At 54.4% G+C, this 12,823-nt stretch carries 10 protein-coding genes; 5 read left to right on the forward strand and 5 right to left on the reverse strand.

Annotated features, from left to right (window positions below; translation table 11 throughout):
* The first annotated feature begins 20 nt into the window (after positions 1–20).
* Complete coding sequence (locus KO486_RS00475) at positions 21–3,506, forward strand: hypothetical protein (RefSeq protein ID WP_216035266.1); 3,486 nt, start codon at positions 21–23, stop codon at positions 3,504–3,506.
* A 178-nt stretch (positions 3,507–3,684) separates the two neighbouring features.
* Here the strand turns inward: KO486_RS00475 and KO486_RS00480 are convergent, their stop codons facing one another.
* Positions 3,685–4,686, reverse strand: coding sequence for an IS30 family transposase (locus KO486_RS00480; protein ID WP_216035626.1), 1,002 nt, complete (start codon positions 4,684–4,686; stop codon positions 3,685–3,687).
* 18 nt (positions 4,687–4,704) lie between these two features.
* On the opposite strand from KO486_RS00480, the gene KO486_RS00485 reads away from it, so the two are divergent.
* Positions 4,705–5,004 carry an aminoglycoside phosphotransferase family protein gene (locus KO486_RS00485; protein WP_216035627.1) on the forward strand — a complete coding sequence of 100 codons (300 nt, stop codon included), beginning with the start codon at positions 4,705–4,707 and terminating at the stop codon, positions 5,002–5,004.
* A gap of 645 nt (positions 5,005–5,649) precedes the next feature.
* Here the strand turns inward: KO486_RS00485 and KO486_RS00490 are convergent.
* The 3 genes from KO486_RS00490 to KO486_RS00500 are packed head-to-tail and all read right to left on the reverse strand — an operon-like array spanning position 5,650 to position 8,664.
* Positions 5,650–6,660, reverse strand: a complete 1,011-nt coding sequence (locus tag KO486_RS00490; RefSeq protein WP_216035267.1) for an ABC transporter substrate-binding protein — start codon at positions 6,658–6,660, stop codon at positions 5,650–5,652.
* Positions 6,639–8,006 (reverse strand): sensor histidine kinase, encoded by a 1,368-nt coding sequence (locus KO486_RS00495; RefSeq protein ID WP_216035628.1) that lies wholly within the window; start codon positions 8,004–8,006, stop codon positions 6,639–6,641. Before KO486_RS00495 ends, KO486_RS00490 begins: the two co-directional genes overlap by 22 nt.
* A complete protein-coding gene (locus KO486_RS00500; protein WP_216035268.1) occupies positions 7,996–8,664 on the reverse strand; it encodes a response regulator transcription factor in 669 nt (222 codons plus the stop codon). Before KO486_RS00500 ends, KO486_RS00495 begins: the two co-directional genes overlap by 11 nt.
* A 101-nt stretch (positions 8,665–8,765) precedes the next feature.
* Here KO486_RS00500 and KO486_RS00505 point away from each other — a divergent pair, with 101 nt between their 5' ends.
* The 3 genes from KO486_RS00505 to KO486_RS00515 all read left to right on the forward strand — a co-directional run bounded on the left by KO486_RS00505 (position 8,766) and on the right by KO486_RS00515 (position 11,791).
* Positions 8,766–9,752, forward strand: coding sequence for a tripartite tricarboxylate transporter substrate-binding protein (locus KO486_RS00505; RefSeq protein ID WP_216035269.1), 987 nt, complete (start codon positions 8,766–8,768; stop codon positions 9,750–9,752).
* Positions 9,753–9,822: 70 nt separating this feature from the next.
* Positions 9,823–10,305 carry a tripartite tricarboxylate transporter TctB family protein gene (locus tag KO486_RS00510; protein ID WP_216035270.1) on the forward strand — a complete coding sequence of 161 codons (483 nt, stop codon included), beginning with the start codon at positions 9,823–9,825 and terminating at the stop codon, positions 10,303–10,305.
* Between the two features lie 4 nt (positions 10,306–10,309).
* Positions 10,310–11,791: a tripartite tricarboxylate transporter permease gene (locus KO486_RS00515; protein ID WP_216035271.1), complete on the forward strand. Its 1,482-nt coding sequence runs from the start codon at positions 10,310–10,312 to the stop codon at positions 11,789–11,791.
* 154 nt (positions 11,792–11,945) lie between these two features.
* Here KO486_RS00515 and KO486_RS00520 read toward each other — a convergent pair whose 3' ends face one another.
* A complete protein-coding gene (locus tag KO486_RS00520) occupies positions 11,946–12,788 on the reverse strand; it encodes an EamA family transporter (RefSeq protein ID WP_216035272.1) in 843 nt (280 codons plus the stop codon).
* Between the last annotated feature and the right edge of the window lie 35 nt (positions 12,789–12,823).

A 12,823-nucleotide genomic window follows, 5' to 3' on the forward strand; every position in this document is an offset into this window, starting at 1 on the left:
CGAAGATAGTGAGAATGAGAATGTATAAGATCGCCCTAAATCACGTATCGATCCTAGCGCTTACGGCTTCTTTGGCGGGAACTGTGGTTCTGGCACAAGACACAATCAACATGCCGGTTCTGCCGAATACGGAACCTGAAACCGGTCCTGTCGGAAACGATGCCGGGTTTGTATTGTCCCTTGATGGTGTCGCGGTTGATGCGGACCCACAGGTTGAAGATCGCGTTCGTAAGGCGGACATCGCACTGGCCAATGCCGATGTACAAATTCAATTGGACGCTAACGACCCCGTTCCGCAGCTGGACGTTGAAATTGCAGGCACGCCGCGGCGCTACGCTGTTGGCGATCAAATTTCGCTGATTTCGGAGACCAACTATCCGGCGTTTGTTGTACGTGGAGAGATGCGCATCATTGATCGAGGCGCACAGGGTGGACCTCGGCTTTTGGCGACGATCCCAGTTGCGGCGAATGGGCAGGCAAGTGTCATAATTCCCGAAGGCCGCGACATTGTCGTCGTTCACCGCGTTTATGACGCGCGCGGGCGTTACGATGAGACACAGGCGTTGTCGCTGTTAACGCCTGACGACCGTGGCCAAGTCGATGATGTCGAAGAGGGCAGCCAGTTCACCGCAAACCGCAACATCCCGCTGGCCTCCGGCGCGACCGTCACTGTGTCCGCGACCAATGTGCCAGCAGGGGCTGTTCTGGAAACCATGGGCGAAAGCATCCGCCCCGATCGCAACGGCCGTCTGGTCATCAACCGTATTCTGCCACCGGGGGAACATGTGGTTGATGTTGATGTGACGGGCGGCGGCCAAAACATCGGCCTGACACGACCTATTCAAGTCCCCGGTTCTGAATGGTTCTATGTCTTTGTCGCTGATCTGACATACGGACGTTATAGTGATGAGCTCACCGACAGCACGTACACAAGCGCCACTGGTCGTCTGCAATACTACGTCGAGGGCGAAACCGAAAACGGCGTTCAGATCACCTCCTCATTGGATACCGGCGAACATGAACTTGATGAAATTTTTGAACGTCTTGGCGACAAGGATCCGAACGCGATCCTTGATCGTATCGATCCAAACTCGGGCTATGCGACCTACGGTGACGACAGCACGATCGTGGACCATACGCCAACCAGTGGCCGGTTCTACCTTCGGATTGAAAAGGACAACAATTTTGGCCTCTGGGGTGACTACCAAGCCCAATTGACCGGCAACACATTTGTGCGAAACGAACGCAGTCTTTATGGCGCGCAGGTTCACCTTGAGGCCGATACAACAACCGAACGGGGAGATATCCGCACAAGTCTTGATGTTTACGCCGCACAACCGGATCAAGCGATTGGCCGCGATGTATTTGAGGGCACCGGCGGCTCCGTCTACTTCCTAAGCGCGCAGGATATTCAACCGGGTACGCAGACCGTGACCGTAGAGCTTCGTGACGCAGTGACGAACCGCGTGATCGATCGTGTAACCCTCGTGGAAGGCCGCGATTATCAAATCAACGCCATACAGGGACTGATTACGCTTAACGAGCCTCTCACAAATAGTCTTGATCGCCGCGTCATTTCCACAAACGTAAGTGGCGACGAAGCGGTCAATTTGATTGTTCAGTATGAATACTCTCCGACAACTGCCGATGTAGATAGTTTTAGCTATGGCGGTCGTGTCGAACATTGGCTGAGCGACGATCTACGTGTTGGATTGTCCGGCACACTGGACGACGATGGCGTCAATGAACAACAAACTGTCGGGGCCGATATCCGGTACGAGCTAGGCGACAATAGCTTCGTTCAACTCGACTATGCCCAAAGCAGTGGCTCTGGTTTTGAAACATCCTTTTCTGCCGATGGTGGTCTGGACTTTGCAACCGATGGCGCGACGCGGACGATTGGCGAAGGGGAGGCCATCAAGCTAGAGGCGCAGTTCGAACTGTCCCAATTGGGCATCGCACGCGAAGGCATCGTTGGTGGCTATTTTGAAACCCGCACCGAAGGGTTCACAGCGCTCGACTACAACGTCACCGCAACGACTGGCGATGAAACTCTCTACGGTTTGTTCCTGTCGGCAGATCCCGAAGAAGGTCGTTTGGCTTACAACGTCTATGCGGATGTCTACGAAAATGGTGTTGGTGATGAACGCCTAGAACTCGGCGCAGAGATCGCGGCGCAGATCACCGATCAGGTGGGCCTCGTGGCAGCGGTCGAATATCTGGACGAAACCGACATCAGCGCTGCAACGGCAGGGTCACGCACGGATCTCGCTCTCGAACTGACCTACGCCGTCAACGATAGCGTGGACATTTACGCATTTGGTCAGGGCACCATCGTGAACGATGGATTGGCAAACAATGAACGTTACGGGATCGGGGCAATGGCCGAGGTCAGCAATGGCTGGGAATTGGGTGCCGAAGTTTCCGACGGTTACGGTGGCTTGGGCGCGGAATTGTTCGCCGTTCACACCCAAGACGACAACAGTTCAACCTACTTCGGGTATGAACTGGACCCGGCCCGAACGTTAACAGGGATCGAAGATGGTTTCTCATCAAGGGACAACGGTGGCCGCTACGTCATAGGCAGTCGCCGTCAGATCAATGAGGACGTTTCTGTCTTTGGTGAAAATACATACGATATCTTCGGCGACACTCAGGAATTGATAGGGGCCTATGGAGTCACATATTCCCCACGCGATTTCTTGTCCTACACCGCATCCTTCGAACAAGGCAGTCTGCGAACGAGTGCCACCGATGGCGATATTGATCGACAGGCCCTTAGCTTTGGGGTGCGCTACGAAGACAACGAACTTCGTGCCGCTGGCCGGATCGAAGCGCGCTTTGACGACTACGAGGACCCAGCCATCCGTGACACGCAGTCATTCTTTGCGATTGTAGATGCGGACTACCGGATCACGGAAGAAAAACGCCTGATCTTCAACCTTGATTATGCCGCGACACAGGACAGCGATAGCACCAGCTTTGAAGAGGGGACCTATATCGACGCCGTGCTTGGATATGCTTACCGTCCAATCGACAACGAGCGTCTGAATCTACTGGCCAGCTACCGCTATTTCTACGACACCCTCGGGCAGGAAATCGATGGCGTTGCGAGTGCAGGCCCTGTTCAAGAAAGCCACGTCCTAAGCGTCGAAGCCAACTATGACTTGAACCAGAACTGGACGATTGCCGGTAAAGTTGGTGGTCGCTGGACCGAGAGTGCGCCCACAGCAGGTGATCTATTCACATCAAATGATGCATGGCTCGTCGTCGCAAACGCCCGATACCATCTTGTGCACCGTTGGGATCTGTTGCTTGAGGGTCGGCACCTCGAACTCGTTGACGGACAGACGTCTGATACCAGTTTCTTGGGGGCCGCATATTATCACGTGAACAACAACGCTTCGATCGGTGTGGGATATAATTTTGGCGAGTTTTCGGATGATCTGACGGATCTTACGTTTGATGACGATGGCGTCTTCGTAAACCTTGTCGCCAAGTTCTAACGAAAACCGAGGTGACAACTTGGGGCCTAGCCAAATGGGGTAGGCGCCTTGTTGGTGACCGTTTTGATCTGCACGCAGTAGTCAGAGGAATCCCTCAATCCACCACAGCTTCAGGCAGGTGGGCGCCACTGTAAACGATACGTGAAGTGCGACTCTTGTTTGGGTCAGGGTAGGAGTGTCATCGCAATTCCTCCATCATCTTTTCGCGGAAGACTTCAGCGGGTGTTTTCCAGCCCAAGCATTTTCGGGGCGTGTTGTTGAGCCGGTCACAGATCTCTTTCATGTCCTGGTCCGTCATCAAGCGGATGTCTCGTTTACGCGGCAGCCAGCGTCTAGCGCGACGGTTGGTGTTCTCAACGGTTCCTTTCTGCCAAGGGGAGGAGGGATCGCAGAACCAGGTTTGGGTGCCAATCTTAGCCTGACGGTGCGGCCAGTCTATAAACTCTGATCCACGATCAAAGGTGATCGATCGACGTGCCTGATGGGGCAGGTCTTTGATTGCTTTGATGATCTTTCCCATCACGGATTTCGTACGCTTGTTGGGGTTATTCAGGATCACTCTGAACCGGCTGACACGCTCGACTAGCGAGGTGACGTTGGGCTGGACAAGTTGCTGTTTAAACAGCATCAAATCGCCTTCCCAGTGACCAAAATTACGGCGATGCGCAACATCATCGGGGCGGAACAAAATACTGACATCACGGTGGAATTTTGGTTCTCGGCGTCTTCTGGTGCGTTGCGGCCTGCGAGCAACACGGTGCGTCGGCAGGTACCACCACAGATCATCGCGCATGCCGTCTTTCGAGTAGATGTAGCGGTAAATCGTTTCCTGACACACCCGCAGCTTGGCGCATTCTTGGATCATCCGATTGCCAATCTGCTCAGGCGTCCAGCCGTCTTTGATCTGTTCAATGACACGCTTACATAGTTCTGGATGTTTGATGAGTTTACGGTCCCGCGCACGCCGATCAGCCTGCATCAAATGCGCAGCAGCGCCGTAGTATCCATCGCATTTTGGCATGCATTCATCGCTGAAATGATTGCGTTTCAACTCACGGAAAATAGTCGACCGACAGCGTTTCAAAACACGTGCCATTTCGTTCACAGGGACTTTTGCATGTCTCCAGCGTTCGATTCTGCGTCGTTCTGTGATACTTAGTTGTGTAAAAGTCGTTCCTATACCGATTCCTCCTGCTAGATAAACTACTGTTATCTAACAAGAGTCGCGGTTGGAAGTAGCGCGCGCCGGCTTGTTGCAACAACCGAACTACCACGATTGATGCACGGCGACCTCAATTATGACACCATTATTCAGTCGGATCGTGGCTGGCTGGCGATTGACCCCAAAGGCATCGTCGCCGATCCCTGTTATGAGTTCGGTGTAGTTTTTCGCAATCCGCCTATGGAACCAACTCGCATAGCCACGCCTCAACGAATTTTGAACCTTGCAAAGCTTTTGGCATCGGAAACAAATCTTGACGAGCAGCGCATCCTATAGTTCGGATTTGTGCATGTAGCGATGTCACTTGCCTATCACTTTGGCCGCACAACAAGCTTGTCTGAAACAGACCTTGCCATCTTTCAGTCATTCGATGGTCTGCCGCTTTCATTCCCATCTTAAGGGCAAAGCTGTCGATTTCGTACGCTATTCCTATGCGTAATCACAGCTTAGACGACACACTTCAGCATCGGTAAGTTTCGACGGTTGCGCCCTCCCGCAACCAACGCACTCTACAAAATTACCCGACATAGACGTCTGCACATGCTTAATAAACCTTGAGGGAAACGAATTTGTGCATGACAATTTGCATGACATTTTTAGTGTGAGTGTTAAATTAATCATTTTTTATTAATGGCTTAATTGGCGTGACTCGCTGTGAAGAATCCTCCTCGGTCCGCCACCTCCCTACTTGTTAGACGACACATAGGTCTGCCGTTGGTGGAGTTGTTGAAGTTGATCATGCATTGGGCGCCCTAAGATCAACGGTTAGATGATGTTCGCCCTTCATTTCAAAGCTCGTCCTTGCGCCGTGGTCGTATACGCGCGGGCGTTCGGTCCAAGACCGAGTTTGGTTCTTTTCGTTGAGGAAGGGGGGGGGCAAAAGCAGATTGTGCCAATCATCCAAAATATAGCGGGGGATCGTTATTCATCCTGCACAATCGCATCTTCCCATTCGCGGATGAATGCACTGCGTTTCATCTGGTCCAGATAAGTCATCAATGCGGGATTTAGGGCGATGGTTGTTTGCCCTTCATTTGCTTCGCTTGGCGACAGCGGAGGGAGAGGGAAGTGCGTCGGGTCACCATTCGCCTGCAGCGTCAGGAGATGGCGAATGAAGTCTTCGGCCACGAGCGGGTCGGTGGCACCGCGAGAGGCCAGTACCGTGCGCATCATCGTCGTTGGGAATTCAGACGGCAGGATGACCAATAACTCGTTGGAGCTTTCGGCACGCACCTGTGCATAGCTTCCCAAGACATTGTAAGCCATGATCAGATCGCCAGAGATTAAGTCATCGATCATCTGGCCTGAACAGCAATAAAGGCGCGCGTTGATGCGGCCCATAACTTCGGTCAAGCGCCAAAAGGTTTCAGACGCGCGCGCATCTTGAGTGGCGAACAGATAGCCCAGGCCGGATTGTCGAACGTCATAGGTTCCGACCTTGCTTTGAAATCGGTCGGGATTATCCCGCATCAATTGGATCAGGTCTTGGCGGGTGTTGGGGATTGGCAAATCACCCAAAGCGCTGCGGTTTACGACAATTGCTGCTGGCTCGGACGTAAATGCAAACAGGCTGTCGTGCCATTGGGCCCAATCGGGGTGGTTGACGTCAAACAGCCGCGCTGCAAATCCGTCGTTGGCAAGTTTCAGTTGCAGGTCCATCGCGCTGGAGATGACCACATCGAAGTCATTGGGTGTTTCGCGAAAAATCCTGTTTAGGTCGGCGGTCCCGGTCACAAGGTATTCTACGGACACCGCTGGATTGGCCGCGATGAAGTCATCGATGATGGGCGCAAAGAACGAGGTGTCCGTGCTGGATAGGATGCGCAATGTTGTATCGGCGTTTTCCGCGCCGAACATTCTCTGGTCTTCCCAGTCTTGGGCCATCGCGACCAGTGGTGCCAAACACAGGGCTAGAAGTGCAAGGTAACGCATGCGCCGCCCTCCGGTCTATTATGCAGAGACATTGTACCACCATGTGCAGTGGTGACTTCTTTGGCGATCGTTAGGCCGAGACCTGACCCCACCTTGTTTCCCGTATCTTTGCCACGCACGAACCTGCCTGACAGGGTCGCAATCTCATCGGGGGCAAAACCGGGCCCGCCGTCCAGAACGCTTATGTTTACAGTTGGTGTGGTAGAGACATCAATGACGACGGCTGTTTCAGCAGGCGCATATTTTAGCGCGTTGTCGATCAGATTGCGCAGCGCGTTTTGCAGCAAGATAGCATCGCCAGATAGGATGGCGGGCCCCTCCGATTTCAAGGTCAACGTGATGTCTTTCATGTCTGCGACGGGTGTCATCCGTTGAACCAGTTCGCGCAAGAGTTCGACCAGATTGACGTCTTCCGTTTCTAGGTTCTCGGCGCGAAACGTTACCATCGCGTGATCTAGCAATTGGCCCGCGGCACGGCTGCTTTCGTCGATCGCACGCACCATGGATTGCAGGGCCGCGCGGTTGTCGGCGTGTTCTACCCGCTGCAACGTGGCTTCGGCATGAGACCGGACGGTGGCTAGAGGCGTGCGAATACGGTGAGCGGCTTCGGCGATGAAGTCCTCAGATTGAGTCAGCGTATGATCTAAGCGCGACATGAATGTGTTGAGCGACCCCACCAAAGGGCCCATTTCACTTGGAACGGGCTTTGTCACGGGGCTAAGGTCTTGCGGCCCGCGGCGGGTAACCGACCGTGTTAGCCTGTGCAGTTGGCCACTGGTTACAGATGCGGCCCAAAGGGCGAGGACGGATGACAAGACAAAGAACCCCAATCCAATCAGCGCGACATTGCGCGAGATGACGCTGAGGCTGTCTGACAAGGCGTCTTGGGTTTGTGCGATGGACACCGAAACCGTGCGTGGCCCGTCGGACCCGATCAAGACCCGCGCGCCTGTCGCGACGCGGATCGGGTCGCCGTTAAAGACGGCGTTGGTGAACTGGTTCTGATCAGGTGAGGCCGTGTCGGGAGTCTGGAGTTTGTCATACCCCGAAAGAAGCGTTCCGTTTTCATAGATCGCATAAAACACGCGGTCGTCTGCGGCTGTTCCAAGCATGGATAAAGACGAATAGGGGAAATCCAACGTCACACGTCCATCACGGATAATAGCCGTGTCCAAGATGGACGACATCGATGCATTGAGAATGTTGTCTTGGCCTTGCTGGGCGACTTGCGTGGCAAGGGCGCGGACGACGACAAAAAGGATGGCAGCCAAGACAGCGGCGCCGCCCGTCAGGATCAAGGCCAAGCGGTTGCGAAGTGATCCTGAGACATTCACATCATCCGTCATCATCCAGCCTATACCCTATGCCGCGCAGCGTCTTAATTTGCACCCGCGACCCCTCGAGGTGTTTGCGTAGGCGGCCAATATACACCTCAATCGCGTTTTCGGATACGTCATCATCATAAGAAAACAACCGATCAACGAGCTTCTGTTTCGAAAACACCTGTCCCTTGGACGTAATTAGAAGTTCCAGAAGCCGCAGTTCGCGATTACGCAGGTTAATGTTCTTACCTTTTACGCTGAGGTGGCCTGCAAGCGTGTCAAACTCAACGTCTCCGACCGTCAAAACAGATTGTGCAGAACCGGATTTTCGGCGTAAAACGGCGCGGCATCTGGCCTGTAGTTCGGAGTGATCAAAGGGCTTGGTGACATAGTCATCTGCCCCGAGATCCAACATACTGATTCGATCAGACACCTGACTGCGGGCCGTTAGAACGATGATTGGCGTGTCGTTTTGGGCTGCGCGGTGCTGTTTAAGGAAGCTGCGACCGTCCCCGTCAGGTAACATAATATCAAGCAGGATAAGGTCGTATTCACCCGTTGATGCAAAGGCGGTGGCGTCCGCAATTTTTGCAGCGTGATCAACGATATGACCGTCCAGGCGGATACGCGCTGAAATCGCGTTTGCGAGGTCCATGTTGTCTTCGACGAGCAGGTATTTCATTGGCGCATTTATCCGATATTTGGCGTGACAGGTCCGTGTCAGGTTGGTGTGGTTTGTTCTCTGCACAGCCGTGGGAGACGGCTACCAAATGGGAGAAGAACATGACAACGATGAAAATGGGCCGTCGCGCCCTGATCGCAACTGCGGTTGCTACCTTGGGCCTTGGGAACGCAGCCTTCGCTGACGGCCACCAAGTCCTTGATGATATCCACTTCATTATTCCCGGCGGCGCCGGTGGCGGCTGGGACGGCACAGCACGCGGCACAGGCGAAGCCCTGACCGAAGCTGGCATCGTCGGCTCTGCGTCTTATGAAAACATGTCCGGTGGCGGCGGTGGCGTTGCGATCGGTTATATGATCGAGAACGCAGACAGCAACCACGGCACTTTGATGGTCAACTCGACCCCTATCGTGATCCGCTCACTGACGGGCGTTTTCCCGCATAACTTCCGTGACCTGACATTGGTCTCGGGCACTATCGGCGATTACGCTGCGATTGTTGTGCCTGCGGGCAGCGACGTGACCAACATGGAAGAGTTCTTGGCCGTGTATGACGCGGATCCAGCTGGCACACCAATTGGTGGCGGATCTGTTCCGGGCGGTATGGACCACCTCGTTGCAGCCATGGTTATGGAAGCATCTGGTCGTGACGCATTGGGTGTGAACTACATCCCGTACGACGCTGGTGGTACTGCGATGGCGGCTCTGCTGTCTGGCGAAATCAAAGCGCTTTCCACGGGCTTTTCTGAAGCGGTCGATCTGGCCAATCAGGGCGAAGTTCAAATCATTGGCGTGACAGCTGATGCCCGCGTTGACGCGGCACCAGAAGCGATGACCATGATGGAGCAGGGCATCGATACAACCTTCGTCAACTGGCGTGGTTTCTTTGCGGTTCCTGGCCTGCCACAAGAGCAGCTGACAGCGTACCAAGATGCGATTGCTGCGATGTATGACACCGAAGAGTGGGAAGCAGTTCGCGCCCGCAACGGTTGGGTTAACATCCACAACTCAGGTGATGATTTCCAAACGTTCCTTGAAGAGCAGGAAACGGCCATTGGCGATCTGATGACAAAACTGGGCTTCCTCTAAGAGAAGACCATTCGGCAGAGCGGTTCGCCCGCTCTGCCACTTTTATTTCTTGAAAATTGGGGGTTGGCTGATGGCCTTGGATCGTTGGATCGCACTTGTCCTGTTGGGCATCTGCATTGTTTATGGCTACACCGCGTGGTTCACGATGGACGGCAGCCTTGCGCCATTCATGCGTCGCAACCCGATCTGGCCAAGCACATTCCCCAAGGTGCTTTCGATTATTGGTATCGTTGCCTCGCTCGTCATTTTGCTCGGGCTTGAGAAGGGCGAAGAGAAGATCGGCGATATCGATCACCGTCGTTTGGGTGACTACTTCATCGGGCAGGCGTTGTTCCTGCTGGGTTTGATGGTTGTTTACGCCCTGTGCTTGCGTCCGTTGGGATTTGTGTTCTCAACCTCGGCTTTTTTGATCATCGGATCATTCATTCTGGGCGAGCGTAAGTGGCACGTGATGGTCCCCGTCGCGCTAATCGCGACAGGTGCTGTTTGGTATCTCGTGCAAGAGGTGCTGGGCATCTTCTTGCGTCCTTTGCCGTTCTTCATGGGGGTGTAACGCAATGCTCGAAGGTATTCTGATTGGCCTGCAAACGGCCCTGTCCTTACAAAACCTATTGGTCGTCATTGGCGGCTGTTTGATCGGGACATTCATCGGTATGTTGCCGGGTCTTGGCCCAATGTCGATCATCGCGATCATGATCCCCGTGGCGATCACAATGGGTGATCCGTCAGCGGCGCTGATTCTGCTGGCTGGTGTGTATTATGGTGCGATCTTTGGCGGGTCGACGTCTTCGATCTTGCTGAACGCGCCCGGTGTTGCAGGCACGGTTGCCTCCAGCTTTGATGGTTACCCCATGGCGCGGCAAGGTAAGGCTGGTAAGGCTTTGACTATTGCCGCGATCTCTAGCTTTGCAGGGGGCACGATTGGTGCGATCTTGCTGATGATCTTTGCGCCGATGTTGTCGTCGGTGGCGTTGCTGTTCCACTCGGCGGAATACTTCGCGTTGATGGTCGTTGGCCTGTCTGCGATCGCGGCCTTTGCTGGTCCGGGGCAAGTGACCAAAGCCGTCATGATGACCGTTTTGGGCCTGATCATGGCCACTGTGGGCGAGGGGGCGTTGTTCAACATGCCACGCTTCACAGCGGGCATCATGGATCTGCAATCTGGCTTTGGCTTTATCACTTTGGCGATGGCGATGTTTGCCTTGCCAGAGGCGGTCTTCCTTGTCCTGAAACCCAAGAACCTTGGGGATGATGGTGGTGAAATTAAGGACCTGCGCATAACCCGCGCCGAAGCCCGCGCTATCGCACCCGTCATTGGACGCCAATCGATACAGGGCTTCTTTATCGGGGTTCTGCCCGGTGCGGGCGCTACGATTGCGTCTTTCCTTGGTTATGCGGTCGAACGCAACATTGCACCCAAGGACGAGCAAGACGAGTTTGGAAAAGGATCTATCAAGGGCCTCGCCGCACCAGAGACAGCAAATAACGCGGCCTGTACAGGGTCATTCGTGCCGCTTTTAACGTTGGGCATTCCAGGGTCTGGGACCACGGCGATCCTTCTTGGGGCACTGATTGCGCTGAACGTTACACCGGGTCCGCGTTTGATGGTGGATGAGCCGCAAATTTTCTGGGCTGTCATCATGTCGATGTTCATCGGCAATCTGGTGCTGTTGATCCTGAACCTGCCACTGATCCCCTACATCGCAAAACTGTTGGCGATTCCGCGCAACTACCTGATCCCGTTCATCTTGTTCTTTACGTTAATGGGGGCCTACATTGGGCAAAACAACGCAACTGAATTGCTAATCTTGGTTGGCTTCGGGGTCTGCGGCATCGCGCTAAAATTCGCGAACTTCCCGCTTCCCCCCTTGTTGATCGGGTTCATCTTGGGCGGCATGATGGAAGACAACTTCTCTCGCTCAATGCAGTTGTACGGCGGCGTGTCGTTCATCCTTGAACGCCCAATGACACTGGGGCTTTTGGTAGTAGCCGCGGGTTTGATTATCCTGCCGATCCTAAGGGCGCGAAAAGCCAGATAACGTTGGGCTCACGGCTCTTTCTGATAAGAGCCGTGAGCTGCGTTCTATTCCCAATAGCGCACCGGGGTCGTATTTACATGATACGCTCCAAGGTCCGCTGGGGCTCTCTCTCGGACGGTATTGTTCTTTGTCTATCGCTTAGACCTGTAGACGTTCAAAGTGACAGATAGGCAATGCCGCAGAAAGCCACCAAACATCCGGCCCATTGATAGGCATTTACCCGCTCTTTCAAGAAAACCGAGGCGAGCCAAATCGTCGGCAGTCCATATATCGCGGTCGCGACCGCGGCGTATTCGGGGTGCGGGTAGTCAGCGGCGGTCATGATTGACAGAATGGCGACCCCATCAAGAACCCCCATAATCGCAAGAACACCGAGCGTTCCGCGTTTTGGCCAAAGCGGGAGGCGCAGCGCAATGATACCGCAGGCCAGAACGCCAATCGCGATCACCCGTGTTCCCATTGCAGCCACCAGTCCGTTGGTAAGTTCAGTGGCGGCATGACCGAAGGCAAATGTGCTCGCGAAGGCCGCCGCCGCGACCAACGCGCTCACTACCGTCCAAAACCAATCACTTTCTTGGGTGCGGTCCCGATCTGCGAGAACCGCTACCATCGCAATGCCTGCAAGGATCACAAGGATCGCCCCCCATTGCCCCAATGAAACTTGCGCGCCTGCGATCACTGAAATCCCAATTGAGAAAACCGAGAAACACGCAACCAGCGGGGCCGCGAGCCACACAGGCCCCCGCTGAAACGCAACATAAAGCCCACAATTGGCGACAGCAAAAGACACGCCCGCACACAGCAATGGCAAGACGCTGGCTTCTGGGACTCGGGCATAGCTGCCCGTCGCGACAAGAAGGACAGCTTGAAACAGCAGGCCAAACACCATGACTGCAAGCAGGCAGGCGCTTACGGGGGCGTTTTGGCTGATGAAGCGCACACAAAAATCATGAAGACCCCAGCACCCTGCGGCGATTAACCCGAAAATCAGCGACATCAGAGGCTCGCCAGAGGGTAATGGCACGATCCGAC

This window comes from Octadecabacter sp. B2R22 (genome assembly GCF_018861045.1).
Lineage (GTDB): Bacteria > Pseudomonadota > Alphaproteobacteria > Rhodobacterales > Rhodobacteraceae > Octadecabacter.

Excerpts from the sequence above, each read along its gene's own strand:
- KO486_RS00510 (WP_216035270.1), top strand. The coding sequence starts at position 9,823 with ATGGCCTTGGATCGTTGGATCGCACTTGTCCTGTTGGGCATCTGCATT.
- KO486_RS00495 (WP_216035628.1), bottom strand. The coding sequence starts at position 8,006 with ATGACGGATGATGTGAATGTCTCAGGATCACTTCGCAACCGCTTGGCC.
- KO486_RS00520 (WP_216035272.1), bottom strand. The coding sequence starts at position 12,788 with ATGTCGCTGATTTTCGGGTTAATCGCCGCAGGGTGCTGGGGTCTTCAT.
- KO486_RS00490 (WP_216035267.1), bottom strand. The coding sequence starts at position 6,660 with ATGCGTTACCTTGCACTTCTAGCCCTGTGTTTGGCACCACTGGTCGCG.
- KO486_RS00475 (WP_216035266.1), top strand. The coding sequence starts at position 21 with ATGTATAAGATCGCCCTAAATCACGTATCGATCCTAGCGCTTACGGCT.
- KO486_RS00500 (WP_216035268.1), bottom strand. The coding sequence starts at position 8,664 with ATGAAATACCTGCTCGTCGAAGACAACATGGACCTCGCAAACGCGATT.
- KO486_RS00515 (WP_216035271.1), top strand. The coding sequence starts at position 10,310 with ATGCTCGAAGGTATTCTGATTGGCCTGCAAACGGCCCTGTCCTTACAA.
- KO486_RS00505 (WP_216035269.1), top strand. The coding sequence starts at position 8,766 with ATGACAACGATGAAAATGGGCCGTCGCGCCCTGATCGCAACTGCGGTT.